Genomic DNA, 25,440 nt, shown 5'->3' on the forward strand with positions numbered 1-25,440 from the left:
TAAATGTGTCATCCACTCTAACGCGCGGGCGTGACCGGATCTTGCACTCTCGCGCCCCCTCTGCCAGCCCATGCTTTCCGACGTCCCGTCGGTGCAGGTGACAGCGCCCGCGCGGCGTTGTACGCCGCTAGCGAACAGGGCCCGCGGAAGGGTCCGGGCGTACCGACCGGGGACGTCGGTCGAGGACCGGGATCGGCCTTGTCGCAATGTCCATGTCCAGCGCCGCAGGCATGACACAGAGACCCCACGGCGGCCCCGTCGCCGAGCGCGGCGATATGCCCGGGGCCGAACGCAGCGGCCCTCGACCTGCTCGCAGTGACCGGCATAGTCTTGGGGACAGTCGCAATTGTCTTCGCCGCAGCAGCGCGCACGCCCCGCCGCGTTCGCGTGCGGGAAAAGGTCTCGGACACCGACAGTTAGGACGAAGCCGATGCAGCACGATCGGGCTCTCGACGCCATCGACACGCACGCGCACGTATACCCGGACGATTACCTGGATTACCTCGGCGCACACGGGGCCCCGGAAGGCAGCACCGAGATCGCCAAGGGAATGGGTGCCGATTCCGGCGCAGAAGACATGAAGGCGCGGCTCGAATGGATGGATCGAGCCGGAGTCGAGGCCCAGGTGCTGGCGGTGACACCGCAGAGCCCCGCCCTGCCCGAAGCCGAGCACGCAGCGTACGCCGCACGCATGATCAACGAGCGCTACATCGACATCGCCGAGGCCTACCCGGGCCGCTTCCACTGCTACGCGGCTCTTCCGCTCCCGCACCTCGACGCGGCCCTCGAGGAATTGGAGTGGATCGACGATTCCGGCCGGTTCTGCGGCGTCGGGCTGCCGGCCTTGTCGGCGGGGCGGCCCTATCTCTCGGAGGGCTACCTCGACCCGGTCTGGAGCTTTCTCGACGAACGGGAAATGGTGGTCAATATTCACCCGACCGGGTGCGGGGCGAACTCGCAGTGGTTGCTCGACCACCGTCTGGAGTGGGTCAACGGCGCACCGGTCGAGGACGCCACCGCGACATTGGAGCTGCTGAAGGCTGATGTTCCGCGTCGCTTCCCCAAGATCACGTTCCACGTCGCGCATCTGGGCGGCGATCTGCCCATGCTGGCGCAGCGAATCGAGGACAACTACGAGGACTGGGACGCGTTTCCGGCGTCACCGAACGAGACCTTGCGGCGGTTCTATTTCGACGCCGCCAACTTCCACGAGCCGTCGTTGGCCCTCGCCGCGGAGACCTTCGGCCTGACGCAGCTGATCGCCGGTTCCGATTTCCCGTACTTCCAGAGGGAGAAATACGTCCGCGCCTTCGACTACGTGCGGACGTCACGCTTCAGCGACGAGGAGAAACAACAGATTCTGCGGAAGAACGCGGAGCGCCTGTTCAAACTGGGCGAACGTACCGGTGAAAGCCACGGGGAGAAGTGCACCCGTGAAAGCCACGGAGAGAAGGACAAGTGCTAGAAAGCTACCGCGACCGGATCGCCGGCCCGTCCGCGCTCGTCGAGGCCTCGGCGGCCCACGGCGTCGAGTTCCTCGACGAGGTCGTCGACCGGCACACCCGGACGATCCCCTTCGACAACGTGGACGTGGCCTTGGGCCGCGGGGTCAGCATCGCGCCCGAGTCCGTGCGCCGCAAGCTGCTGGACCAGAGGCGCGGCGGTTTCTGCTTCGAGCACGCGGAGATCATCCACCAGGTCCTGGACGAGCTGGGTGTGGAGCACCATCGCTTCCTGGCCCGGGTACTGCTCAGCGGCAGCGAGGAGCCGGGCGCGGCCACGCACTGCGCCAATATCGCGCACCTGGACGGCGGGCGCTACATCATCGATCCCGGCTTCGGCGGGGGTACGCCCACCGTGGCGGTACCCCTCGACGGCGCGGAACGCGCAGGCTTCCGCGTGGTGCCTGCCGCCGACGACGACCCGCGCGCAATCGACCGCATCCTGCAGTCGCGCACCGATGTCTCGGACAAGCATCCCGAGGGCTTCAAGGACGTCTACGGCATCTGCGACTGGGATCCCCGACCGGCGGACTTGGACATGGCCTGCTGGTATGCGGCTTCCAGGCGAGGGCAGATGTTCACCGAGAACTTCGTCGTGGTGCTGCGCGGCGAGGGCACCCGCTCCATCTTCAACACCGGGCTCAAGACCGAACAGGGAACCCGGGAGCTCGACGGCGCGGAGGACCTGCGCGACGCGTTACGGAGGCATTTCGGCGTCGAAGTGGATCCGCGACAGGCGGCCGAACTGTGGGATTTCGCCCACCGCGGCTGAGCCCGCGCGGCTGAGCCCACCGTGGCCGGCGCACGCCGCTCGCGTGAGCCCGCGCGGCCGGCACGCCGAAGTCCGCCATCACGGCGGGCAGGGCGACCGAGACGGTCGTCTCTTGAGGATCATCATCATCGCGGAGATGACGAGGACGGCCAGCAGCGCGAAGACGCGCCGGCCCTCCAGCTTTTCTTCGGTCGCCGCCATGCGGGTCCTGCTTTCCGTCTCGGTTTCGGGTGGTGCGCGGTTGCTTGCCGACGCCGCGCGGTGCGGCGCGGGCGCGTGATCTCCGGCACCGCGCGGCCCGCCGCGCGTGCAAAAACCCCGGCCTTCTACGGCCGGGGTGTGGCGAGGTGTTTCGCGGACGACACAGGTTAAACCGGATCTTTCGGCCCCGCCAACGGCGTCGCGGCCGCCGTGGGACACGGCGGCCGCGAATCGAAACCTTTGGATTGAACCCGTTTGCGTTAGTCTCCTGCGGGTTTGTCAGGGCCGGTGATCTTGGTCACTTACGGCGGCGCAGCAGCCTCCCGAGGCGGTCGCGCTCGGCCTTGCGGCGCTTTCCGCCGCCGCCCTTCTCCGGGGCGTCGACCGGGTCCAGCCGGCCGGTCGTCTCGGCGTCTGCGGCATCGCCGATCCCGGCCGCACGGTCGCGGCCCGAACCGGTCACCCCCGTGTCGCCGAAGCCCGCGGCGCTCGCGCCGCCGGCCCCGCCGCCCTCGGCGTGGCGGCCGGCCGTGCCCGTACCGGCGACGTCGTCATGCGCGGCGTCGTCAATCCCGGCGCCGACGGAGACGCGCTCGCGCTCCCGCTCGTGGGCGTCGACCTGCTCGGCGTAGAAGTCGTCCTCCTCGCGCAGCATCAGCTCGTCCTGCTCGCGGGCGAAGCCGTTGATGCGGGCGACGCGGACGACGATCGTCAGAGCCAGCGGCACCAGGATGAAGAAGAGCAGTCCGGCGATGCCAGCCCAGAAGGTCGCGTCCCAGCGGCCGTCGGTGGCGCGGATGAAGCCGTAGCGGGCGTAGGTCATCGGGCTGGTCGGGTGGAAGAAGCGGAACAGCTGCGGGATGATCGGCTGCGGCCACACGCCGCCGAAGACCAGCACGCCGTAGCCGTACATGCCCAGCGAGAAGATGCCGCCGATCACGCGGCCGAACAGCGCGCGGAAGAACTGGTAGCTCGCGGCGCCGGCCATCGCGATCAGGGCGAAGACCACGACGGTGGCCAGCCAGCTGGCCGGGGACCAGCCCATGAAGGTCGAGATCAGGCCCATCGCGCAGACGGTGACGAAGTTGATCAGGCTCAGCGCGCCGAAGGCCTTGAGCACCGGGCCGACCGAGCGCGAGCGCGACCAGCGGCCGGTCACGTGCGGGACGAGCATGGCGGTCAGCGCCATGATCAGGAAGCCGATGACCACGACAAGGATCAGCGAGATACCGCTGGTGACCTCCTTGGCCGTCGGGTCGTTGACGTCGATGTTGGTCGTGACCGGGTGCAGGTTCGTCTCGTCGAAGGCGACCGGGGCGGCGGCCTGCTTGGCCGAGCCGTCGACGTTCTCGAAGGTCGGGGCGCGTCCCGCGCCCTCCTCGAGCCGCGTGCTCAGCTCCCCGGTGCCGTCCTTGAGGCGGGTGGTGCCGTCGTCGAGCTGGGCCGAGCCGTCCTTCAGGCGGGTCGTGCCGTCCTTCAGGCGCGTGGTGCCGTCGTGCAGCTGGGTCGCGCCGTCGGAGAGCTCCGTGGCACCGTCGTCGAGCTGGTAGATGCCGTCGGCCAGGCGGTTCATGCCGTTGAGGTAGGGCGCCGAGGGGTCGTTGAGGTTGTAGCGCATCTCGGCGGTGCCGTTCTTCAGCTTGTTCAGCTGGGCGACCATGTTGTCGGGGTTGTTGGCGTTGAAGCGGCCGACGATGCCCTCGAGCTGGGCGGCCTGCTCGTGCTGGCCGACGCCGTGCAGCAGGTCGATGACCGGCTGCAGGGCGGGTGCCACGGACCGGACCTGCTCAAGCAGCGGGATGAGCAGGCCGGTCAGCTGGCCCACGCCGTCGTCGATCTGCGCGGCACCGTCGCCGAGCTGCTGCGTGCCGCCCTGCAGCTGGCCGATGCCGTCGGTCAGCTGGGTGGTGCCGTCCTTGAGGCGGGTGGTGCCGTCGGTCAGGCGCGTGGTGCCGTCGTGGAGCTGGGTCGCGCCGTCGTCGAGCTGGCCCACGCCGTCCTTGGCCTGGGTGGTGCCGTCCTTGAGCTGGGTGGCGCCGTCGTCGAGCTGGCCGGCGCCGTCGGCGGCGGCGCGCAGGCCGTCGCCGAGCTCGTTGATGCCGCCGATGATCTCCTGGCTGTAGCCCTCGGCGATGGAGCTGGCGACCTGCGCCTGGATCTGCGGCACCAGGCCCGAGGTCAGCAGGGCCTGGTTGGAGCCGTTGTAGTCGTTGTAGGCGATGGTCACCGTCGGCTGGACGGGTTCCTCGCTCATCACGGACAGGACGTTGGTGGAGAAGTCCTCCGGGATGTTCATCACGAACAGGTACTCGCCGGTGACCAGGCCCTGGTCGGCGTCCTCGCGGCTGACCTCCTCGAAGGCGAGGTAGTCCGCGGCGGCGAGGCCCTCGACGACCTGGTCGCCGTAGTTGTTCTGCTCGCCGTCACGCTCGGCGCCGTCGTCCTCGTTGACGACGGCCAGCTTGGTCGAGTGCAGGTACTGGGAGGGGTCCCACATCGCCCACATGAAGGTGATCGCGCCGATCAGGGGCGTCACCAGGAGGAAGACGATGAGGGTGCGCGCCAGCATGGTCTTCGGGCGCCAGTCGAGTGCGGAGAAGAGGCCGCGGCACTGCCTACGGGTCGCTGTCGCTTCTGAGCTCGGCATGGTTGTCCTTCGGTTGAGGGCGCCGCCTTCCGGCGACGCCTGCGTGAACTCCGGTGGCGTCCGGGGGCGACCCGGACGACACCTATATGTCGTGGGCCACATCTTCGCATGCCTAATAACTCATGTCATGTGTTTGGGAAACATATTTGTTCCTGCCCCTCCTTCCCCGGCGGCCGCTTCCCCACTAACAGCCGTTCGCAACATGCGCCTCACCAGTAACAACAGCGCAGATGCCCCCTCCCCTGTCGCCGCACCCCCGACGCGTAAAAAATTTGGCCGCGCACTCGCCGTAAGCCACGGAAAACACCGGCGCCGGCGGGCAGAAACACGACTCCCCCGCCCTTCCGCAGCGCACGAAAAAACGCGCCACCCGGAGGTGGCGCGCCTCGTCGAACCCGCGGGACGTCGTCAATCGGACGGCGCCCGCGGGGCCGACACCATCGCCGGCACCGGCACAAGCGCCTGCGCCGACACCATCGCCGGCGCCGGCACCGGAACCGGGGCTTAAGCCTCCGGCTTGACCAGCGGGAAGAGCACGGTCTCGCGGATGCCCAGGCCGGTCAGGGCCATCAGCAGGCGGTCGATGCCCATGCCGTTGCCGGAGGTCGGCGGCATGCCCTGCTCCATGGCGGCCAGGAAGTCCTCGTCGAGGCGCATCGCCTCGTCGTCGCCGGCGGCGGCCAGGCGGGCCTGGTCCTCGAAGCGCTCGCGCTGAATGACCGGGTCGACGAGCTCGGAGTAGCCGGTGGCCAGCTCGAAGCCGCGGACGTAGAGGTCCCACTTCTCGGTCACGCGCGGCTTGGAGCGGTGGTCGCGGGTCAGCGGCGAGGTCTCGACCGGGAAGTCCTTGACGAAGGTCGGCTCGTAGAGCTGGTCGGAGCACAGGTGCTCCCAGATCTCCTCGACGAACTTGCCGTGGCCCCAGCCGCCGTTCTCCGGCCACTCCAGGCCGATCGCGTCGGCGATCTCGCGCAGTTCCTCGACGGTGGAGTCGACGGTGACCTCGGGCTGGCCGGGGAACTTGCGGGCCAGCGCCTCGTTGAGCGAGGGGTACATCTCGAGGACCTTCCACTCGCCGCCGAAGTCGTACTCGGTGCCGTCGGCCAGGGTGACCTTCTCGGTGCCGAAGACGGCGCGGGCCACGGACTGGATCAGGCCCTTGATCAGCTTCGCGCCGGTCTCGTAGGTGCCGTAGGCCTGGTAGGTCTCCAGCATCGCGAACTCCGGGGAGTGCGAGGAGTCCACGCCCTCGTTGCGGAAGTTGCGGTTGACCTCGAAGACGCGCTCGATGCCGCCGACCACGCAGCGCTTGAGGTAGAGCTCCGGGGCGATGCGCAGGTAGAGGTCGATGTCCAGCGCGTTGGAGTGGGTGACGAAGGGGCGGGCGGCCGCGCCGCCGTGCAGGGTCTGCAGCATCGGGGTCTCGACCTCGAGGAAGCCCTCGCCCTCGAGGTAGTCGCGCAGCGCGCGCATGACCTTGATGCGGGTCAGGGCGTTCCGGCGGGCGGCCTCGCGCATGATCAGGTCGGTGTAGCGGTGGCGCACGCGGGTGTCCTCGGCCATCTCGGCGAAGGAGACCGGCAGCGGGCGCAGCGCCTTGGACGCCATCTGCCAGGCGGTGGCCATCACGGAGAGCTCACCGCGGCGGGAGGCGACCACGCGGCCGGTAACCGAGATGAAGTCGCCGAGGTCCGCGTCGGCCTTCCAGGCGTCGAGGGCGTCCTTGCCCACCTCGGCCAGCGAGAGCATGGCCTGGATCTGGGTGCCGTCGCCCTCCTGGAGGGTGGCGAAGCACAGCTTGCCGGTGTTGCGCATGAACATCAGGCGCCCGACCAGGGAGACGACCTCGTCGGTCTCCTCGCCGGGGGCGAGCTCGACGACGCCCTCGGCGCCGGTCTTCTCCTCGTCGGCCCCCAGCACGCGGTAGCGCTCGCGCACCTCGCGGATGCTGCCGGTGCGGGCGACCTCCACCGGGTAGGCCTCGGTGCCCTCGGACAGCAGGCGGGCGCGCTTCTCCCGGCGGACTCGCTGCTGCTCGGGCAGGTCAGAGCCGCCCTCGGCGGCGACGTTCTTGGGGTCCTTTGCGTCAGTCACGTCTCCACAGCGTAGTGGACCGCTCCGCAGGACTCGCAGCCGGACTCTCGCGCGTGCCCGGGGGACGCCTCGTGCGCGCCCACGGCGGGCCGGCGCGGCGCCCGCGGCGGGCCGGCGCGACGCCCGCGGCGGGCCGGCGCGACGCCCGCGGCGGCTAGCCGGACTGCTCGGCCAGCCCGCGGAAGCCCACGCCGAGCGGCACGCCGACGTTGTCGGTCAGGCGCACCTCGCCGAAGCGCGCGGCGACCAGCAGGCGCGCATCCCCCTCGGCCGGCGGCTCGCCGAGCAGGTGGGAGCGCAGCTCGAGGTACTCCGGCTCCACGCCGGCCGCCTTCAGGACCGCCCCGGCGGTCTCCAGCACGGCCTCGGCACCGTCCTCGGCGACGTGCGCGCCGGCGGTCAGCGCCGCCGAAAGGGCGATGGCGCGCTCGCGCATCTCAGGCGGGACCTGCGCGTTGCGCAACGAGAGCGCCAGGCCGTCGGGCATGCGCACCGTGGGAAAGCCGTGCACGTGCACGGGCAGGTGCAGGTCGGTCACGGCGTGCTGAACGTCGACGAGCAGCTCATAGTCCTTCTCGCCGATAAAGACGTCGGTGGCCTGGCTGGCGCCCAGCAGCGCGAGGATGCGGGTCAGCTCCCGGCCGCGCTCCCCGACGGGCTCGAGCCCCCGGTCGACGGGCAGCACACGGGTGCGCCCGGTAAGTGCCGGGTCGTCGGCCGGCAGGTGGAAGACGGCGTCGGCGCCGCAGGCGGCGAGCCGGGCGCGCAGGTCCGGCGTCTCTGTTTCGCTTGCCGACGTCCCGGGCTCGGCGTCGAGCGCCGCCTCACCGTCGACTGCGACGACGGTGACGGCGCCGCGCAGGCGGTGGGCGGCCTCGGTCAGGGCGAGGTGGCCGCCGTGGACGTCGCGGCCCAGGGGCACGAGCACCACGGGGCGGCCGGTGCGCCGCATCGCGTGGCTGAGGCGGGCGAGCAGCGTGGCGTCGACCTCGGCGGCGGTGCCGAACTCGAAAGGCATCTGGTCCTCCTAGTCGTTCCTGTCGTTCTTGTCGTTCTTGTTGTTCTTGTCGTTCTTGTTGTTCTCGCCGTCGTTGTCGTCTCCGGTGTCGTCGGCGTGGTGCTCGCCGGGTTCCTCGGCGTCGGCGGCCCCGCCGGCGGGGCCGGGGTGCAGCAGCGCCCACAGCTCGACGTCGTGGTCGCCGCGCAGCTCCGCGGCCCGGCGCACCAGGTCGACGAAGGCGCGGGCCCGGGGTCGCCCGCCGTCGGCGAGCTGCCGGGCGAGCTGGTCGTCCAGTTCGTCCGGCAGCGGCAGCGACTCGTCCGGGGCGGGGTCGGTGAACAGCTTCTCGGTGACCCGGTCGGCCTGCGCGCCGAGGACCTCGTCGAGCAGCGCGCGGGCCTCGCCGCGCACCACCCCGGTGGCCGTGGCCCAGGTCAGGGCCGGCGCCAGGTCCGCGCGGGCCGCCAGGGGCAGGCGCACGGGGTTGCCGCCGAGTTCGGCGACGAGCAGCTGGACGACGGCCTCGCCGGCCTCGTCGACGTAGTCGACCACCCACTCCGAGGTGCCGAAGGGGTGCAGGGCGCCGACGACGGCGCCCTCGATCTCGAGGGCGTCCAGCGCGGTGGCGTCGTGGGCCAGGGCGGTGTGCAACACGATCTGGCCGCGGTGGACGTGCACGGCGAGGTCGTCGACGGCGTCGGCGAGGTGGTGGTCGCCGGCGACGATGATCACGGCGGCGAAGCCCTCGGTCTCCGCGGCGTCGGTGTACTCGACCACGGCGTGCCCGGCGCGCGCGAGGCGGTCGAAGGTGCCGTGGTAGGCGCGGTGCGGGCGCCCGAGGTAGACCCCGATGCGGATGCGGGGTCCGGGCACTACTTGTTCCTCCGGGCCAGCAGCTCGGCGACGGTCAGGGCCCCGGAGCGCTCGTCGGCGCGGCGGCGGCCGCGGGGCTCGGCGGGCGCCTCGTGGTGGCCGCCGGCGGCCTCGTCGACCGGGGTCTCGGCGGTGCGGTCGGTGCGGTCGGTGCGCTCAGCGTGGTCGGTGCTCTCGGCTCGCCCGGTGCCCTCGGTGCGCCAGGCGTCGGCGCCGGTCCCGGTCGCGGAGTCCCGCCCGGCCTTGCGGGCGGGCCCGGACTGGGCCGCGGTGTCGGTCTCGGGGGCGCGGTGCTGGCCGCGGCGGGGCTGCGGGGCCTCGCCGGCTCCGCCGGTCTTCACGGTCGGCTCGGCGTGCACGGTCGGCTCGGTGGTGGCCGTGGCGGCCGGCTTCTGGGCCTGCGGCTTGGACTGCGCAGCCTGCTGCGGCGCGGGCTGCTGCTTCGGCTGCGTGGACTGCGTCTTGGGCTGCTGCGGCGCGGACTGCGCCGGCTTCGCGGCGCGGGTCGAGGTCGACGTGGCGGCGGCAGCGGCGTCCGCCTGCTTCGCGGCGGGCTCGGCCTGCTGCCGGGCCTGCGCGGGCTCGGCCTGCTGCCGGGTCTGGGACCGGGTCTGCTGCTGGGACGGCTTCACCTGCGCCTGCTGCACCGTGGGCTGCTCGGCCGGCTTGGCCTGCGCCGGGCGCGCGCTCGCACGGGAGGTGGAGGCGGTGTCGTCGTCCTCGCGCAGCAGCTCGGCGAGCTCCGGGGAGATCGACGGGGTGCCGGCGGGCTGGCCGTCCTCGGCGCCGAGGCGCCCGGCGACCGCGTCGACGGACGGGGCGCCGGAGACGTGGCCGGCCTTCTCGCGGTGCTGGGTCTCGGCGGCCGAGGTGGTGGCACCCGAGCCCCAGGGGCCGAAGCCGGAGTCCTGGGCGCGGGTCTCCAGCTCCTGCAGGCGCCAGGCCTGGGCGCGCAGGGCGGCGGGCTCGTACTCGAAGGCCTGGCCGCGCAGATCCTCGATCTGCTGGCGCAGCTCGGCGAGGCTGTCGCGGATCTCCGCGAGCAGCTGCATGTCCTCCTCGCGGAGGTTGACCTCCTTGGCCGGCGCGGGGGCACCGCCGCGGGCGCGCACGGCGTCGGCCTCGGCGGCGCTGCGGGCCTGCTCGGCCTCGCGCAGGTTCTGGGTGTACTCGAGCTCCTTGCGGGCGGTCTCGGCGGCGCGGCGGTAGCGCACCACGAGGAAGAAGCCGATCACGGCGGCCCACAGGGCGGCCAGGAGCGCCAGGCGCAGCGCCACACTGCTGTCGGTCAGGAGCATCACGACGCTGGCGATCAGCGCCAGGGCGACCAGGGCGATGAGCAGCCAGTTGCTGGCGCCGCCCTCCCCCGAGCCGGAGCCGGAGCCGGAACCGGAACCGAGGCCGGAGTCGGAGCCGACGCCGGATTCGGCGCCGCGTGTCTCCGCGCCCGTCGCATCCGCCCGCTCACCTGCGGCGTCCGCACGGCCACGGCGGCCGGGACCGCGGGCGTCGTCGGACACGGCGTCGTCACGCACCCGGTTGATGCGCGCGGTGTCCGCGGCGGCGGGTCCGTGGGTGGCAGCGGAGCCGGTGTCCGGCCCCGGGGTGCCCCATCGCCCGGCCGATCCGGCGGGCGAGTACTCCGTGTCTTCGTGGGCGTTCGGGCGGGTCATGCATTCCAACCTACCGAATGCGCCGGTGGCTTCCCGGGGCGACTCGCCCCGCGGCGGCCCTAGGCGGGCTCGCCGTCGGCGGGCGGGGGTACCTCGCAGGAGCGCTCGAGGAAGACCCCGGCGCCCGAGAGCACCACCCCGCCGAGCGCGCTGGCGACCACGCCGGGGATGTCGGAGGCGGCGGCCACCAGGTCGCCCGCGCGCGGGATGACCCAGGCGGCCATGCCCGCATAGAGCCCGCCGATGACCGCACCGGTCCACGCCGAGGCCTTGCCGATGACCAGGAACTGCGCGGCGGTGATCGGGTTGAGCTGCGAGCGGTCCTGGCCGATGCGCCCGTCCTTGCGCCGGGCGCGCACCTTGACCGCGATGACCAGGCAGACGACGGCCATCACCCACAGCGTGATGGAGACGGCCACGGGCACCGAGGCCATGGAGCCGTAGAAGCGCCAGGTGGCGATGAGCGTCATCGCGGCGATGAAGCCGCCGACGGCGATCAGCGCGGGGATCGAGGTGCGTTTCACGGGCGCTCACCGCCGTCCGCGCCGGCCGCGTCCGAGCCCGTGGCGTCCGCGCCGTCCGCGTCCGAGCCGGCGCCCTCCTCCAGCGCCCCGCGCCGGTGCACCCCGTCGACCTCGGCGGCGTCGAGCTCGCCGACCCACCCACGCACCGCGCGCCCCGCCAGCTCGGCGTCCGGCTCGATCTCGAGCCAGGGCACGAGCACGAAGGCCCGGTGGAAGGCGTGCGGGTGCGGCAGGGTGAGCACGGGGTCGTCGGAGCGCACCTCGGCGCCGTCGCGGATGACCTGCACGATGTCGACGTCCAGGGTGCGCGGGCCCCAACGGCGCACCCGCACGCGCTCGGCGTCGGCCTCGAGCCCCTGGCCGAAGGCGAGCAGTTCGCCGGGGCTGCGGGTGGTCTCGACGACGAGGGTGGCGTTGAGGAACTCGTCCTGGTCCTCCACGCCCCACGGCGCGGTCGAGTAGATCGAGGAGGCGGCGACCAGCCGGATGTCCCCGCTCGCGCGGATGGCGGCGGGCACCGTGCGCAAGAGCGCCAGGCGATCGTCCATGTTCGAGCCGATGGAGAGCACCGCGCGGATCATCGGCGCGCCTCCCCCGACGGCGTGCCTTCCTGGCCCTTTGCCGACGTCCCGCCTACCTGCGTGCTTGCCGACGTCCCGCGCGCCTGCGTGCTTGCCGACGTCGCGCGCGCCGGCGCCGCGCGCAGCGCGGCGCCGTGGGCCTTGCGGGAGCGGCGGGCGACCACCGCGACGTCGTCAAACGTCAGCGGGATCGGCGCGGCCGGCTTGTGCACGGTGACCTCGACGGCGTGCAGCTCGGCGAAGCGCTCCATGGCCGCCGAGGCGATGCGCCCGGCGACGGCCTCGATGAGGTCGAGCGGCTCGCCGGTGACGACGTCGTGGGCGATCTGGGCGAGCTCCGCGTAGTTGACGGTGTCGTTGAGGTCGTCGCTCTCCGAGGCGGCCGTGAGGTCCAGCCAGCAGACGAGGTCGACGATGAAGTCCTGGCCCAGGCGGCGCTCCTCGGGCAGCACGCCGTGGCGGCCGCGCACACGCAGCCCGGTCAGTTCGATGCGGTCGGCCATTGCGGGTCCTTCCTGGTCTCGGTCTTTCCTTGCCTCAGATCTTGCCTTGTCCCGGCGCCCCGGCGCCCCGGCGCACCCGGGCGGCCGGTGCGCGCCAGACTCAGGCGCGGGCGTCGGGCAGCTTCAGGCCACCGGCGACGGGGCGGCGGGCGTGCCAGTTGGCGGCGACGTCGACGGCGTCGCGCGAGACGACGACGTCGTGGACGCGCACGCCCCAGGCGCCCAACTGCGCGGAGATCGCCGTGACGGCGGCGGTGGCCGGGTCGGCGTCCAGCGGGGTGTGGGCCAGGCCCCGGTCGGCGCGCACGCCGGTGAGGAAGCGCTTGCGGCTGGCGCCGACGAGCAGCGGGAACTCGCCGTCGATGAACTCGGGCAGCGCGCCGAGCAGCGCCCAGTTGTCCTCGGCGGACTTGGCGAAGCCGAGGCCCGGGTCGAGCACGATGTTGTCGTGGTCGACGCCGGCGGCCAGCGCCTTGTCCACCAGGCGGGCGAGCGTGGCGTGCACGTCGGCGACCACGTCGCCGCCGTGGTCGGCCTGCCCGGCGGCGTCGCCGAACTGGACGGTCTTCCAGTGCATCAGGCACACCGGCAGGTCGGTCTCGGCCATCACGGCGAACATGTCCGGGTCGGCCAGGCCGCCGGAGACGTCGTTGATCATGTCCACGCCGGCCTCGGCGGCGGCCCGGGCGGTCGAGGCGCGCATGGTGTCCACGGAGGTGCGGATGCCCTCCTCGGAAAGCGCCTTGATCACCGGGGCGACGCGGTCGCGCTCGACGTCCGCGGGCACGCGGTGGGCGCCGGGGCGGGTGGACTCACCGCCGACGTCGATCATGTCGGCGCCCTCGGCGACCAGGCGGTGGGCCTGGTCGAGGGCGGCCTGCGGGTCGAGGTAGCGCCCGCCGTCGGAGAACGAGTCCTCCGTGACGTTGACGATGCCCATCACGAGGCAGCGGTCGGGGACGGTGAGGTCGGAGACACGGACCATGGGGTCTGGGGGTTCCTTTCGCAAAGGCCGGACGTCTTCGCCCTCCGAGCCTAGGCGGCGCGGGGCGCACGCCCAGCGACCGACCTGCCGTGGCGCCGCTCCCCTGCGCGGGGCGGCCACCGCACCCCGGCGCGGGCCGACGACGGCACCCGGGCGCGGGCCGGCCACCGCACCCCGGCGCGGGGCGCCTAGCCGCGGATCAGGCTGAGCGCCTCGGCGCGCGAGGCGGAGTTGCGCTGGAAGCCGCCGCGCACGGCGGAGGTGGTGGTCACAGCACCCGGCTTGCGGATGCCGCGCATGGCCATGCACAGGTGCTCGCACTCGATGACCACGATGACCGACTGCGCGTGCAGCCGCTCGACCAGGGCGTCGGCGACCTGGGAGGTCAGCCGCTCCTGGACCTGCGGGCGCTTGGCGTACATGTCGACCAGGCGGGCCAGCTTGCTCAGGCCCGTGACCTTGCCGTCCACCGACGGGATGTAGCCCACGTGCGCCTTGCCCAGGAAGGGCAGCAGGTGGTGCTCGCAGGTGGAGTAGACCGGGATGTCGCGCACGAGCACGAGCTCCTGGTGGCCCTCGTTGAAGACCTTCTCGAGCACGTCGGCCGGGTCGCAGAAGAGCCCGGCGAGGGTCTCCTTGTAGGCGCGCGCCACGCGGGCGGGCGTCTCGCGCAGGCCCTCGCGGTCGGGGTCCTCGCCGACCGCGATGAGCAGTTCGCGCACCGCGGCCTCGGCGCGCTCCTGGTCGAAGTGGCGCCCGCTCTCGGCGGTGCCTTCGATGTCTGTCACTTACTGGTCCTTCCCGTCGGTGCCGGCGGTGCCGTCGGCGGTGCCCCCGGAGTCTCCGGGGGCCTCAGGCTTGGCGTGCCGGCCGCCCGCGTCGCCGTCCGGGCGCGCGGAGCGGGGGCCCCAGTCGTCGGTGAGCTTCTCGGAGGGCGCGTCGGGGCGCTCGCGCTCGGGCAGGCGGAAGCCGATGAGGGCGTCGTCGCCGTCGCCGTAGTACTTCACGCCGGGGTGCTCCTCCGCGGAGCCGGGGTGCGCGACCGGGTGCGCACCCGTGTCCTTGGTGTCGTCGTGCTTGACGACGTCCCGCCGCTCGCCCACGCCGGTGCCGGCACCGTCTCCGGTGCCGCGCGTGGCGTCGCGGCCCGCGGCCGGGCCGGCCGGGTTCGCCGGTCGGCCCCAGGTGTCGCCGCCCTGCGGGGCGGGCGCCGGAGCGGGCCGGGCGCCCTGCGCACCCTGGTTGCCCGGCGCGCCCTGGTGGCCCTGGTTGCCCTGGCCGCGCGGCGGCCAGCCCGGGGCGTGCCAGTCGGCCGGCGGCGGGGTGCCCGCGTAGCGCGGGCCCTCGCCGGCGGCGTCGGAGCTCCAGCCGCCGCCCTGCCCGGCGTTGCCGGGCAGCGGGGCCTGGCTGCCGCCCTGGCCCGGGCCGTGGCCGGAGCCGTGGCCGCTGTGCGGGGCGGGCACCTGCTCGCGGCGGGCGCGCTCGGCCTCGCGGCGGGCGCGTGCCGCGCGGGAGGCCTCGAGGATGCTGAAGCGCTTCGGCGGCTCCTCGCCGCGCTCGCGGGCCAGCTCCACCGGGGTCTTGACGGGCTCGCGGCCGGCCTGGCGCGGGAAGCGCAGGTCCTCGCCGGGGAAGACGTCCTCGGCGGCGCGCGGCTCGATGCCGGCGAAGATGCTCTCCAGATCCGGCCGACGCAGGGTCTCCTTCTCCAGGAGCTTCCCGGCCAGGCGGTCGAGGTAGTCGCGGTGCTCGGCGAGGATCGCGTAGCTGGCCTCGTGGGCGCGGTCGATCAGCCCGTGGACCTCCTCGTCGATGCGCGCGGCCACCTCCGGCGAGTAGTCGAGCTGGTTGCCGCCGCCGCGGCCGACGAACGGGTCGCCCTGCTCCTCGCCGTACTTGACGGTACCGAGGTTGGGCGACATGCCGTACTCGGTGACCATCGCGCGGGCGATCTTGGTGGCCTGCTCGATGTCGGCGGAGGCGCCGGTGGTCGGCTCGCCGAAGACGAGCTCCTCGGCGGAACGGCCGCCCATGGCGAAGACGAGGCGGGCGAAGAGCTCGTCGCGGTTGTACATGCCCTTGTCGTCCTCGGCGGCGGTCATGGCGTGGCCGCCGGTGTTGCCGCGGGCGAGGATGGTCACCTTGTAGACGCGCTCGATGTCCTTGAGCGCCCAGGCGGACAGGGTGTGGCCGCCCTCGTGGTAGGCGGTGACCTTCTTCTCCTTCTCGGAGATGACCTTGGAGCTGCGGCGCGGGCCCCCGATCACGCGGTCGGTGGCCTCCTCGAGCGCGTCGGCGGTGATGACGTTGCCGCCGATGCGGGCGGTCAGCAGCGCGGCCTCGTTGAGCACGTTGGCCAGGTCGGCGCCGGACATGCCGGCGGTGCGCTTGGCCAGCGCGTCGAGGTCGGCGTCGGGGGCGAAGGGCTTGCCCTCGGCGTGGACCTTGAGGATCTGGGCGCGGCCGGCCAGGTCCGGGTTGCTCACCGGGATCTGGCGGTCGAAGCGGCCCGGGCGCAGCAGCGCCGGGTCGAGGATGTCGGGGCGGTTGGTCGCGGCCATGAGGATGACGCCCTCGCGGTCGCCGAAGCCGTCCATCTCGACGAGCAGCTGGTTGAGGGTCTGCTCGCGCTCGTCGTGGCCGCCGCCCATGCCGGCGCCGCGCTGGCGACCCACGGCGTCGATCTCGTCGATGAAGATGATGCAGGGGCTGTTCTCGCGGGCCTGCTTGAACAGGTCGCGCACGCGCGAGGCGCCCACGCCGACGAACATCTCGACGAAGTCGGAGCCGGAGATCGAGTAGAAGGGCACCCCGGCCTCGCCGGCGACGGCCCGGGCCATCAGGGTCTTGCCGGTGCCGGGCGGGCCGTAGAGCAGCACGCCGCGCGGGATCTTCGCGCCGAGGTTCTCGTAGACCGACGGGTCCTGCAGGAAGTCCTTGATCTCCTGCAGCTCGTCGAGCGCGTCGTCGGCGCCGGCGACGTCGGCGAAGGTGTTGGTGGGCATGTCCTTGGTCAGCTGCTTGGCCTTGTTGGAGCCGAAGCCGAACATGCCGCCGGACTGCATGCGCACCAGGAAGAACATCAGCAGGCCGAAGAGCAGCAGCATCGGCAGCAGGAACTGCAGCATGCTGACCAGGAAGCTGTCCTGGCTGACCTCGGTGTCGAACTTCTCGGTCTCGGAAGACTCGACGGCCTTGAAGATCTCGGGGCTGGTGCGCGCGGGGTACTGCGTGAGCATCTCCTCGACGCCCTCGCGTTCCTCGACGTTGACCGGCTCCTTGAGCTTGAGCCGCAGGCGCTGTTCGCGGTCGTCGATCTGGGCCTCGGCGACGTTGTTGTCGGCGAGCTGCTTCATCGCGACCGAGGTCTCGACCTTCTGGAATCCCCTGGTGTCGTCTGTGAGCAGGGAGAAGACGTAGAAGAGCACGAGGACGACGGCAGCGATGACGCCGATCTGCAGGATGCGCTTGTTTTTCATGTGGTCATTCTTCGCGGGGTCGCAGGGGGTCGCGGCCGCACGGGTTCCTCCCGCACGGCGGCGACGGGGTGGAAGGCCGCGGTTGTCGCGTCCACGGCCTCGGACAGAGCAACGATACCCGCTCGCGCACCGGACGCGTTCGCGGTGGCGTCAGTCCTCGTAGACGCTGCGGCTCAGGGTGCCCAGCCAGGGCAGGTCGCGGTAGTGCTCGGCGTAGTCGAGGCCGTAGCCGACGACGAACTCGTTGGGCAGGTCGAAGCCGACGTCGAGCAGGTCGACCTGGGCGGTCTGGGCCTCGGGCTTGCGGAAGAGGCTGACGACGTTCAGGGAGTTCGGGTTGCGGTGGCGCAGGTTGCGGATCAGCCAGGACAGCGTCAGGCCGGAGTCGATGATGTCCTCGACGATGAGGACGTCGCGCCCGGCGATGTCGCGGTCGAGGTCCTTGAGGATGCGCACCACGCCCGAGGAGGTGGTCGAGGAGCCGTAGGAGCTGACGGCCATGAACTCCATCTCGGAGGGGATGCTCAGCGCGCGGGCGAAGTCGGTCATGAAGAACACCGCACCCTTGAGCACGCCGACCAGCAGGAGGTCCTGCTCGCTGTCGCGGTAGCGCTCGGAGACGGCGTCGGCCATCTCCTGGACGCGCGCGGCGAGCTCGTCCTCGTGGACGAGGACGGCCTCGACGTCGTCTCCGTAGGGGTTCTCGGGGACGTCGTAGTCTTTCTTGTCGTGCATGTCGCTCGCTTTCGGCCTGGGGTTCGCGGTGTGTGGGTGGCCCGGGGCCGCCGCGCCCTGCTCACCCGCCCGCGGCGGGCCGGCACCGGCGCTTCCCCGGGTCCGTGCACCGCACAGTCTGCCACGCCCGCGCTGACGGCCACAATGACCGGGTGGTGCCACCCCCGGGGCTCAGACCTCCGTGATGCGCCCGGCGCGCCGTGCCAGGCGCAACCCGCCGCCGAGATCGACGGGGCCCTGCCCGTGCCAGTCGGTGATCAGGCGGGCCAGGTCGCTTAACGACGCCGCGGTGACCCGCCCGCCGCGGTTCCGTACCAGGTGTGCGAGTGCGCGCGTGCGCACGGCCGCCGGCACCGCCGCCAGGGCGGCGACGTCGGTGGCGTCGACGCCGCGTGCCCACTCCTCGAGTGCGGCGGAGTCCGCGGCGACGCGGGCGGCCGCGGCGGCCAGCGGGCCTGCGGCCGCCCCGCCGACCAGGTCGTCGAGCAGCGGCAGGACCTCGGCGCGCACGCGCACCCGGCGGAAGGCGGGGTCGCTGTTCTGCGGGTCGGTCCACGGCTCCAGGCCGAGCTCCGCGCAGGCGGCGGCGGTGTCGGCGCGCGCGACGCCCAGCAGCGGGCGGCGCAGCTCGTGGGCGGGGTCGGCGGGGTCGGGGCCGCGCTCGGGCATGCCGGCGGGGTTTCCGCGCAGGGCGCCGAGCAGGTAGGTCTCGGCCTGGTCCTCGCGGGTGTGGGCGATGAAGCAGACCCGCCCGGCCGAGGCCCGTGCCAGCGCCCGGTAGCGGGCGTCGCGGGCGGCGGCCTCGGTGCCCGCTCCCCCGGGCCCGGCGCCGGCGCGGGCGTCGACGCGCACCACGCGGGCGGTGGCCCCCAGGCGGCGGGCGGTGGCGGCGGCGCACTCAGCGACCTCGGCGGAGCCGGCCTGCAGGCCGTGGTCGACGACGACGGCCTCCATGGCGAGGCCCTCGGCCAGCAGCGCGGCGAGCAGCGCGGTCGAGTCGGGTCCACCCGACAGCCCGCACGCCGCGGGCTTCGCAGGCTCAGCCCGCGACGGTGAGCCGACTCGGGACGTCGCACGCGCGACGTCGGCAATCGGGTGGGTGCGCAGGTGCCGACGCACGGCCACGCGCAGGCGGCCGAAGGCGGGCGGGTCGTGCGGCAGGGGCACCTCGCCGAGGGCGCGGGGCACCGGCTCAGGCCTCGCGCAGCAGGGACGCCAGGCGGTCCGCGCCCGCGCGGGCGGCGAGGACGTCGACGTCGTTGGAGATGAACGCGAAGGTGAACTGGTGGCCGTTCTCGCTGGTCACCACGCCGGCCAGGGCCGAGGTCTGGTCCAGGGTTCCGGTCTTGGCGCGCACCCAGCCGCGCCCGGGCAGGTCGCCGTAGCGTTCGGCCAGCGTGCCGGAGGCGCCGCCGACGGGCAGGGCCGTCAGCAGCGGGCGCAGCTCGGTGTCGGTGGCCGCGTAGTGCAGGACCTGGTCGAGCAGGCGCGGGGTGATGCGGTTGTCCACCGAGAGCCCGGAGTTGTCGTGGATGTCGGTGCCGGTGGTGTCGAAGCCGCGCTCGGCGAGCACGTCGAGGGTCGCCTTGGTCGCGCCGGCGGCGTCGCCGGTCTCGCCGCGGGCCAGCGCCACCTCGCGGCCGATGGCCTCGGCCATGACGTTGTCGGAGTCGAGCATCATCGCGTCGATGCGCTCGCCCAGCGTGGGCGAGTCGACCTCGGCGATCTTCTCGGCGCCCGCGGGGACGGTCGCGGCCGTCGGCTCCGCGGCGGGCTGGGCGTCGAGGCGGGCGGCCAGGGCGGCGGCGACGTCGGCGGCCGGGGTGTGGCTGCGCGGCACGTCGCCCTCGGTGGCGTCGATGCGCGCGCCGTTGATCATCACCGGGTCCAGCGGCGCGACGAAGCCGGCGTCGACGTCGACGGGGTCCCAGCCGGCCAGGATGCGCTCGCCGGACCAGGCGCTGACGTCCACGGCGACCTCCTCGACCGGGGTGCCGGACGCGCGCACGGCGGCGGCCAGCTCGTCGAGGGAGTCGGCGTTCAGCCACACGTCGCCGGTGGCCTTCAGCACGATCTGACCGGGGTTGTCACCCCGGTAGACGGCGGTGGTGATGCGGTCCTCGGCGCCGAGCTCGGCGACGGCCGCCGCGGCGGTGAGCACCTTGGTCGAGGAGGCCGGGCGCAGCGCGGTGTCCGGCTCGACCGACCAGACGGTCTCGCCGCTGGCCGCGTCGGTGACGATCGCGCCGAAGCGGCCGAGCTCGGCGTCCCCGGCCACGCCCTGCAGACCGGCGGCGAGCCGGTCGCGGGCGGCCTGGTCGAGGGCGACCGGGTCGACGGGCTCCATGAGCTCCTCCGGCTCGGCCAGCTCGAAGGCCGGCTCGTGCTCGAGGTCGCCGTAGGCGCGGTCGTAGGCCACGCCCGCCGCGGCCACGCCGCCGACGAGGATGGCGGTGGCCGCGGCCGCCGTGATCCACCATGCCTTCTGTGACTTCACGCGGTTCACCGTACCGCCCGCATGAGTCGGCCACCGCCCGCGACCCCGGGCGTGGCTCCGCGGGCGGGTAGGATGACGGGAAAGTCAACCGAGAAAGGACCAACTGGCATGAGCGTCGAAGTCACCGTCGAGATCCCGAAGGGTTCGCGCAACAAGTACGAGGTCGACCACGAGAGCGGCAAGGTCTACCTGGACCGCTACCTGTTCACCCCGATGGCGTACCCGGCCGACTACGGCTTCATCGACGGCACCCTCGGCGAGGACGGCGACCCGCTGGACGCCCTCGTGATCCTGCCCGAGCCCGTCTTCCCCGGTGTGGTGGTCGAGGCCCGCCCGGTCGGCGTGTTCAAGATGACCGACGAGGCCGGCGGCGACGACAAGCTGCTCTGCGTCATCGACGACGTCCGCTACGAGGGCTACCAGGACATCGACGATGTCGCGCAGAACGTCAAGGACGAGATCGAGCACTTCTTCGTCCACTACAAGGACCTGGAGCCCAACAAGGAGGTCCAGGGTTCCGGCTGGGGCGACAAGGCCGAGGCCGAGAAGATCCTGGCCGAGGCCGTGGAGCGCGCCAAGAAGTAGGCCCGCCGGCCTGAAACAGGCCCCTCCGGCCCTGCCCGCCGTGCGTGACGTGACCACAATCTCGTCACCGACGGCGGGTTCTGCCTTGTCAGCACGGAAAACACGGTAGATTCGGGGTATGTCCGAAAAGCGCGCCGCCGATCCGCTGCCCCTGCCCGCGGAGCTCTTGAGCTCCCCGTCCTTCCAGCTCGAACGCCTGCGACGCCGCACCCGCGACGAGGTGGAGTCCCGCCTGGCCGAGGAGGACACCACGCTGCGCGAGTTCTGGGTGCTCGCCTGCCTGGTCGAGGTCGGCGGCGACGGCGAGAACCAGTCCCGCCTGGCCGCCACGCTGCTCATCGACCCCTCCGACGTGGTGCGCATCATCGACCGGCTCGAGGAGAAGAACTGGGCCGGGCGCACCCGCGACCCGCAGGACCGGCGCCGCCAGCTGGTCACGGCCACGAAGAAGGGCCGCAAGGCCCACAACAAGCTCGCCGAGCTCATCGCCGAGGGCGAGGACGCCGCACTCGACGAGTCGACCTCCAAGCAGCTCAAGCACCTGCGCAAGCTGGCCCGCGCGATCATCGCCGAGGACACCCCCGCGCAGTAGGCTCAGGCGGCAGGCCAGGCAGAGAAGAAGCCGGGCGCGGACCTTGAGAGGTCCGCGCCCGGCTTTCGGCTGCTTCGCGACGGTGGCGGCCACACCCGCGGCGCGGGTGCGGCCGGTCTCAGCGGATCAGTCGCCGATCTGGTCGCGGCCGCGCATCACGATGTTCGGGTCGGGCTCGCCGACGAGCTCGTGGTCCTTGTCCGAATACTCGAACTTGCTGAGGATGTAGCGCATCGCGTTGATGCGGGCACGCTTCTTGTCGTTGGACTTGATCGTGATCCAGGGCGACTCGTCGGTGTCCGTGTAGCGGAACTGCTCCTCCTTGGCCCGGGTGTAGTCGTCCCACTTGTCCAGGCTGGCGAGGTCCATCGGCGAGAGCTTCCACTGACGCACGGGGTCGACCTGGCGGATGGCGAAGCGGGTGCGCTGCTCCTTCTGGGTCACGGAGAACCAGAACTTGGTCAGCGAGATGCCGGAGCCGAGGATCATGTTCTCCAGCATCGGGACCTCGCGGAGGAACTCGGCGTGCTGGGACTCGGTGCAGAAGCCCATCACGCGCTCGACGCCGGAACGGTTGTACCAGGAGCGGTCGAAGAAGACGATCTCGCCGGCCGAGGGGAAGTGCTCGATGTAGCGCTGGAAGTACCAGGAGGTCGACTCACGCGGGCTGGGCTTCTCCAGGGCGACGGTGCGGGCGCCACGGGGGTTGAGATGCTCGTTGAAGCGCTTGATGGTGCCGCCCTTGCCGGCGGCGTCGCGGCCCTCGAAGAGGATGATGTGCTTCTGGCCGGTGTCCTTGGTCCAGTTCTGCCACTTCAGCAGCTCGATCTGCAGGGCGCGCTTGACGTGCTCGTACTCGTCACGGGACATGCGCTCGTCGTACGGGTAGTTCTCACGCCAGGTCTGCACCGGGGTGCCGTCCGGGCGGATGAGGGCCGGATCGTCCTCGTCCGAGTCATCGACCACGTAGCCTTCGGTCTTCGTGAGGTCGATGATCGGCAGATCGTCGTCACTGTGCTCAGCCATGTGAATCATTCTACCCGTATGCGGTGGTTCTGCCTGACAGCAAGCTCAGGAGGTGACGTCGGCGACTCCCGTCAGGGGTGATCGGGCGGTGTACCACACCCCCCGGAGACCACATCCCGTGGACCCGCAAGGCGTGTGCGGCACGTTCGGCGTGTGCGGTGCGCCGGCCGATGCTGACAGTCAGACACGACGCCAGCCGCCCCGGGGCGGCAAGGCCGACCCCCGAACATGCGAAAGCGCCCCGCCACCCGAAGGTGCGGGGCGCTCAAGGCTCCAGAGTCTCAGCGACTCAGTGCCGAGAGTTCCTTAGCGGAACAGGCCGAACAGCTTGGAGATGGCCTCGGCGGTGTCAGCGAAGACGCCACCGAAGGTGTTCAGCAGAGCAGAGATGACGGTGTCCTGGTGGTCATCGCCCTCGCCCCAGCCGGAGGACAGGAAGTTCCAGTTCTGCAGGTTGGTCCAGGCCTCGGTGGCCTTGCCGTCGTCGCCCGTGAAGGTGTTGTCGATCTGCGGCTCGTTAGCCATAGCGTTTCCCCTTTTCGAAGAAGTAGGTGTGATGAGTTGTTGCCCCAGGTGGGGCAGTTCAAGCCGTCAGCGTAGGGAGCTGACAGCTAGATCAGTCTTAGGCAGCGCCGTCGGTACCGGCATCCGAGGCCGGAGCCTCAGTGGTCTCGGTCGGGAACAGGCCCTTGGTGTTGTCGATGTTCTCGCTACCGAAGGACTTGGCCAGCTGGATGAAGAAGTCCGGGATGCCCTGGAAGAAGACCTTGATGTTCTCGGCGAAGGTGGACAGCTCGTCGAACTGCTGCGACCAGATCTGGGAAAGGACGGAGAAGTCCATGCTCTACTCCTTGTCGTGCGGACCGCGGTTGCGGCCGGTATGAATGTGACGCGAAGCTCGGCGGCCGTGAGGCCCGTAGGTTACCCCCTACGCTCGCGCCTGGCGCCGTGCTCACAGGGATCATCTTGCCACAAAGGATTCACCCGTCAACCGAAAAAATGTGAGCTCCGTCGCTCCCAGGTTCCAGGCAGGCAGGAAATACAGACCAATATTTTCGCTATGAAACTCCGGCACACCCCTGACCTGGGATAATGCTTTCTGAATGGAATTGTAACGCTCGGACCTGCCCACATAAGTGGGGAATATTCCTTGCTTTACTTCCGTGTTATTCACCTGGAATTCAACTTTTCAGGTGCCTCACAGAAAGAGGGCCGCCCCCTCTTTCGGGGGCGGCCCTCGCCGCCGGTGACCCGGTCAGAACCGGTCAGTGGCGGCGGCCACGTGGCTTGGGAGACGGATCAGAAGCCGCCCATGCCACCCATCGCGGCCGCGGCGTCGGCGTCGGCACCGGCGCCCGCAGGCTCCGGCTTGTCGGCGACGACGGCCTCGGTGGTCAGGAAGAGCGCGGCGATGGAGGCCGCGTTCTGCAGCGCGGAGCGGGTGACCTTGACCGGGTCGGAGACGCCCGCGGCCATCAGGTCGATGTACTCGCCCGTGGCGGCGTTGAGACCCTCACCGGCCGGCAGGGACTCGACCTTGGCGGTGACCACGCCGGGCTCCAGGCCCGCGTTGTGCGCGATCTGCTTCAGCGGGGCGGACAGGGACTCGCGGACGATCTTCACGCCCGTGGCCTCGTCGCCCTTCAGACCCAGGTCGTCCTCCAGCACGTGGGAGGCCTGCAGCAGGGCGACGCCGCCGCCGGCGACGAGGCCTTCCTCGACCGCGGCCTTGGCGTTGCGCACGGCGTCCTCGATGCGGTGCTTGCGCTCCTTGAGCTCCACCTCGGTGGCGGCACCGACCTTGAGCACGGCCACGCCGCCAGCCAGCTTGGCCAGGCGCTCCTGCAGCTTCTCACGGTCGTAGTCGGAGTCGGAGTTCTCGATCTCGGCGCGGATCTGCTTGATGCGGCCCTCGATCTGCTCCTGGGAGCCGGCGCCCTGGACGATGGTGGTCTCGTCCTTGTTGACGACGACCTTGCGGGCGGTGCCCAGCATCGGCAGGTCGGCGGTCTCGAGCGAGAGGCCGACCTCCTCGGAGATGACCTGGCCGCCGGTGAGGATGGCCATGTCCTGCAGCTGCGCCTTGCGGCGGTCGCCGAAGCCCGGGGCCTTGACGGCGACGGACTTGAAGGTGCCGCGGATCTTGTTGACCACGAGGGTGGACAGGGCCTCGCCCTCGACGTCCTCGGCGATGATCAGCAGCGGCTTGCCGGACTGCATGACCTTCTCGAGCAGCGGCAGCAGGTCCTTGACGTTGGAGATCTTCGCGGAGACCAGGAGGATGTAGGGATCCTCGAGCACGGCCTCCTGACGCTCCATGTCGGTGGCGAAGTAACCGGAGATGAAGCCCTTGTCGAAGCGCATGCCCTCGGTGACCTCGAGGTCCACACCGAAGGTGTTGGACTCCTCGACGGTGATGACGGAGTCCTTGTTGACCTCGCCGTTGCCCACGGCGTACATGGCACGGGCGATCTGCTTGCCGATCTCGGGGTCGGCGGCGGAGATGCCGGCGGTCGCGGCGATCTGCTCCTCGGTCTCGACCTCCTTGGCCTGCTCGAAGAGCTTCTTGGTCACGGCCTCGACGGCGGCCTCGATGCCGCGCTTGATGCCCATCGGGGAGGAACCGGCCGCGACGTTACGCAGGCCCTCGCGCACGAGCGCCTGGGCCAGCACGGTGGCGGTGGTGGTGCCGTCGCCGGCGACGTCGTCGGTCTTCTTGGCGACCTCCTTGACCAGCTCGGCGCCGATCTTCTCGTAGGGGTCCTCGAGATCGATCTCACGGGCGATGGAGACACCGTCGTTGGTAATGGTCGGCGCGCCCCAGGACTTCTCGAGCACGACGTTGCGGCCCTTCGGCCCCAGGGTGACCTTCACGGCGTCGGCGAGCGTGTTCAGGCCCTTCTCCAGGCCGCGGCGCGCTTCCTCGTTGAAGGAGATGATCTTTGCCATGTGGTTGCTACTCCTTTAAAGATTTGTCGGGGACGACACTCACGTCTGTTCATCGGCCAGCAGGCGCCCGCGACGGCACGGTCGGTCGAGTGTTGGCCAACCTCACCCGCTGTCTGGCACTCATCGGTGTGAAGTGCTAGATCCCGTTCTAGCAGTCGACCCCTGCGAGTGCAAGATCACGATCGCCCTCTCCGGGCCCGCCCGGACGGGCCCCGCGGCCGC

General features: G+C 71.5%; 21 protein-coding genes and 2 pseudogenes. 4 read left to right on the forward strand and 19 right to left on the reverse strand.

The genetic code is table 11. The annotated features are described in order from the left end of the window. Positions 1-430 precede the first annotated feature (430 nt). Together CFRA_RS10110 and CFRA_RS10115 are read left to right on the forward strand one after the other, a co-directional pair. Positions 431-1,465, forward strand: coding sequence for an amidohydrolase family protein (locus CFRA_RS10110; RefSeq protein WP_075664546.1), 1,035 nt, complete (start codon positions 431-433; stop codon positions 1,463-1,465). Beyond that, positions 1,459-2,274 (forward strand): arylamine N-acetyltransferase family protein, encoded by an 816-nt coding sequence (locus tag CFRA_RS10115; protein ID WP_075664547.1) that lies wholly within the window; start codon positions 1,459-1,461, stop codon positions 2,272-2,274. Before CFRA_RS10110 ends, CFRA_RS10115 begins: the two co-directional genes overlap by 7 nt. A 78-nt stretch (positions 2,275-2,352) precedes the next feature. Here CFRA_RS10115 and CFRA_RS11990 read toward each other — a convergent pair whose 3' ends face one another. The 15 genes and pseudogenes from CFRA_RS11990 to dacB all read right to left on the reverse strand — a co-directional run bounded on the left by CFRA_RS11990 (position 2,353) and on the right by dacB (position 20,066). Further along, positions 2,353-2,475, reverse strand: a complete 123-nt coding sequence (locus CFRA_RS11990; RefSeq protein ID WP_281247441.1) for a hypothetical protein — start codon at positions 2,473-2,475, stop codon at positions 2,353-2,355. 298 nt (positions 2,476-2,773) lie between these two features. Then, positions 2,774-5,122, reverse strand: coding sequence for a YhgE/Pip domain-containing protein (locus CFRA_RS10120; protein WP_169842186.1), 2,349 nt, complete (start codon positions 5,120-5,122; stop codon positions 2,774-2,776). A gap of 504 nt (positions 5,123-5,626) precedes the next feature. Next, entirely contained in the window at positions 5,627-7,216 is a 1,590-nt protein-coding gene (lysS, locus tag CFRA_RS10125) for a lysine--tRNA ligase (RefSeq protein WP_075664549.1), read from the reverse strand. Between the two features lie 154 nt (positions 7,217-7,370). Then, on the reverse strand, positions 7,371-8,234 hold the full coding sequence (locus CFRA_RS10130) for a pantoate--beta-alanine ligase (RefSeq protein WP_075664550.1): 864 nt from the start codon (positions 8,232-8,234) through the stop codon (positions 7,371-7,373). A 9-nt stretch (positions 8,235-8,243) separates the two neighbouring features. Beyond that, positions 8,244-9,089 carry a 6PGD fold domain-containing protein gene (locus CFRA_RS10135; RefSeq protein ID WP_075664551.1) on the reverse strand — a complete coding sequence of 282 codons (846 nt, stop codon included), beginning with the start codon at positions 9,087-9,089 and terminating at the stop codon, positions 8,244-8,246. After that, positions 9,089-10,762, reverse strand: a complete 1,674-nt coding sequence (locus tag CFRA_RS10140; RefSeq protein WP_075664552.1) for a DUF6779 domain-containing protein — start codon at positions 10,760-10,762, stop codon at positions 9,089-9,091. Before CFRA_RS10140 ends, CFRA_RS10135 begins: the two co-directional genes overlap by 1 nt. Positions 10,763-10,821: 59 nt before the next feature. After that, on the reverse strand, positions 10,822-11,286 hold the full coding sequence (locus CFRA_RS10145; protein ID WP_075664553.1) for a DUF3180 domain-containing protein: 465 nt from the start codon (positions 11,284-11,286) through the stop codon (positions 10,822-10,824). A gap of 98 nt (positions 11,287-11,384) precedes the next feature. Then, a pseudogene (gene folK / locus CFRA_RS10150) lies at positions 11,385-11,864 on the reverse strand (2-amino-4-hydroxy-6-hydroxymethyldihydropteridine diphosphokinase); the annotation flags it as partial. A 143-nt stretch (positions 11,865-12,007) separates the two neighbouring features. Beyond that, positions 12,008-12,370 (reverse strand): annotated as a pseudogene (folB, locus tag CFRA_RS10155) (dihydroneopterin aldolase); the annotation flags it as partial. Between the two features lie 100 nt (positions 12,371-12,470). Next, positions 12,471-13,355: a dihydropteroate synthase gene (folP, locus tag CFRA_RS10160; protein ID WP_075664555.1), complete on the reverse strand. Its 885-nt coding sequence runs from the start codon at positions 13,353-13,355 to the stop codon at positions 12,471-12,473. A 188-nt stretch (positions 13,356-13,543) separates the two neighbouring features. Further along, on the reverse strand, positions 13,544-14,134 hold the full coding sequence (gene folE / locus CFRA_RS10165) for a GTP cyclohydrolase I FolE (RefSeq protein WP_075665011.1): 591 nt from the start codon (positions 14,132-14,134) through the stop codon (positions 13,544-13,546). Between the two features lie 9 nt (positions 14,135-14,143). Continuing rightward, complete coding sequence (gene ftsH, locus CFRA_RS10170) at positions 14,144-16,834, reverse strand: ATP-dependent zinc metalloprotease FtsH (protein WP_083666961.1); 2,691 nt, start codon at positions 16,832-16,834, stop codon at positions 14,144-14,146. Between the two features lie 150 nt (positions 16,835-16,984). Further along, positions 16,985-17,569, reverse strand: a complete 585-nt coding sequence (gene hpt, locus CFRA_RS10175; RefSeq protein WP_075664556.1) for a hypoxanthine phosphoribosyltransferase — start codon at positions 17,567-17,569, stop codon at positions 16,985-16,987. A 171-nt stretch (positions 17,570-17,740) separates the two neighbouring features. Then, positions 17,741-18,757, reverse strand: coding sequence for a tRNA lysidine(34) synthetase TilS (gene tilS, locus CFRA_RS10180; RefSeq protein ID WP_075664557.1), 1,017 nt, complete (start codon positions 18,755-18,757; stop codon positions 17,741-17,743). A gap of 4 nt (positions 18,758-18,761) precedes the next feature. Continuing rightward, entirely contained in the window at positions 18,762-20,066 is a 1,305-nt protein-coding gene (gene dacB / locus CFRA_RS10185; protein WP_075664558.1) for a D-alanyl-D-alanine carboxypeptidase/D-alanyl-D-alanine endopeptidase, read from the reverse strand. Between the two features lie 108 nt (positions 20,067-20,174). Between dacB and CFRA_RS10190 the strand changes: the two genes are divergently transcribed. Both CFRA_RS10190 and CFRA_RS10195 read left to right on the forward strand, forming a co-directional pair. Further along, entirely contained in the window at positions 20,175-20,651 is a 477-nt protein-coding gene (locus CFRA_RS10190; protein ID WP_075664559.1) for an inorganic diphosphatase, read from the forward strand. Positions 20,652-20,769: 118 nt separating this feature from the next. After that, complete coding sequence (locus CFRA_RS10195) at positions 20,770-21,243, forward strand: MarR family winged helix-turn-helix transcriptional regulator (protein WP_075664560.1); 474 nt, start codon at positions 20,770-20,772, stop codon at positions 21,241-21,243. 126 nt (positions 21,244-21,369) lie between these two features. Here CFRA_RS10195 and ppk2 read toward each other — a convergent pair whose 3' ends face one another. The 4 genes from ppk2 to groL form a co-directional block, all read right to left on the reverse strand. Then, positions 21,370-22,269: a polyphosphate kinase 2 gene (gene ppk2 / locus CFRA_RS10200; RefSeq protein WP_075664561.1), complete on the reverse strand. Its 900-nt coding sequence runs from the start codon at positions 22,267-22,269 to the stop codon at positions 21,370-21,372. A gap of 306 nt (positions 22,270-22,575) precedes the next feature. Continuing rightward, entirely contained in the window at positions 22,576-22,794 is a 219-nt protein-coding gene (locus CFRA_RS10205) for a hypothetical protein (protein ID WP_075664562.1), read from the reverse strand. Positions 22,795-22,891: 97 nt separating this feature from the next. Further along, positions 22,892-23,110 carry a hypothetical protein gene (locus CFRA_RS10210; protein WP_075664563.1) on the reverse strand — a complete coding sequence of 73 codons (219 nt, stop codon included), beginning with the start codon at positions 23,108-23,110 and terminating at the stop codon, positions 22,892-22,894. Between the two features lie 458 nt (positions 23,111-23,568). Then, positions 23,569-25,218, reverse strand: a complete 1,650-nt coding sequence (groL, locus tag CFRA_RS10215) for a chaperonin GroEL (RefSeq protein WP_075664564.1) — start codon at positions 25,216-25,218, stop codon at positions 23,569-23,571. Positions 25,219-25,440: the final 222 nt, after the last annotated feature.

Origin of the sequence: Corynebacterium frankenforstense DSM 45800 (assembly GCF_001941485.1) — a bacterium.
Taxonomy (GTDB): Bacteria; Actinomycetota; Actinomycetes; order Mycobacteriales; family Mycobacteriaceae; genus Corynebacterium; species Corynebacterium frankenforstense.

Excerpts from the sequence above, each read along its gene's own strand:
- CFRA_RS10195 (WP_075664560.1), top strand. The coding sequence starts at position 20,770 with ATGTCCGAAAAGCGCGCCGCCGATCCGCTGCCCCTGCCCGCGGAGCTC.
- CFRA_RS10140 (WP_075664552.1), bottom strand. The coding sequence starts at position 10,762 with ATGACCCGCCCGAACGCCCACGAAGACACGGAGTACTCGCCCGCCGGA.
- ftsH (WP_083666961.1), bottom strand. The coding sequence starts at position 16,834 with ATGAAAAACAAGCGCATCCTGCAGATCGGCGTCATCGCTGCCGTCGTC.
- CFRA_RS10110 (WP_075664546.1), top strand. The coding sequence starts at position 431 with ATGCAGCACGATCGGGCTCTCGACGCCATCGACACGCACGCGCACGTA.
- CFRA_RS10205 (WP_075664562.1), bottom strand. The coding sequence starts at position 22,794 with ATGGCTAACGAGCCGCAGATCGACAACACCTTCACGGGCGACGACGGC.
- CFRA_RS10130 (WP_075664550.1), bottom strand. The coding sequence starts at position 8,234 with ATGCCTTTCGAGTTCGGCACCGCCGCCGAGGTCGACGCCACGCTGCTC.
- folP (WP_075664555.1), bottom strand. The coding sequence starts at position 13,355 with ATGGTCCGTGTCTCCGACCTCACCGTCCCCGACCGCTGCCTCGTGATG.
- hpt (WP_075664556.1), bottom strand. The coding sequence starts at position 17,569 with ATGCACGACAAGAAAGACTACGACGTCCCCGAGAACCCCTACGGAGAC.
- groL (WP_075664564.1), bottom strand. The coding sequence starts at position 25,218 with ATGGCAAAGATCATCTCCTTCAACGAGGAAGCGCGCCGCGGCCTGGAG.
- ppk2 (WP_075664561.1), bottom strand. The coding sequence starts at position 22,269 with ATGGCTGAGCACAGTGACGACGATCTGCCGATCATCGACCTCACGAAG.
- CFRA_RS11990 (WP_281247441.1), bottom strand. The coding sequence starts at position 2,475 with ATGGCGGCGACCGAAGAAAAGCTGGAGGGCCGGCGCGTCTTCGCGCTG.
- CFRA_RS10190 (WP_075664559.1), top strand. The coding sequence starts at position 20,175 with ATGAGCGTCGAAGTCACCGTCGAGATCCCGAAGGGTTCGCGCAACAAG.
- CFRA_RS10120 (WP_169842186.1), bottom strand. The coding sequence starts at position 5,122 with ATGCCGAGCTCAGAAGCGACAGCGACCCGTAGGCAGTGCCGCGGCCTC.
- CFRA_RS10210 (WP_075664563.1), bottom strand. The coding sequence starts at position 23,110 with ATGGACTTCTCCGTCCTTTCCCAGATCTGGTCGCAGCAGTTCGACGAG.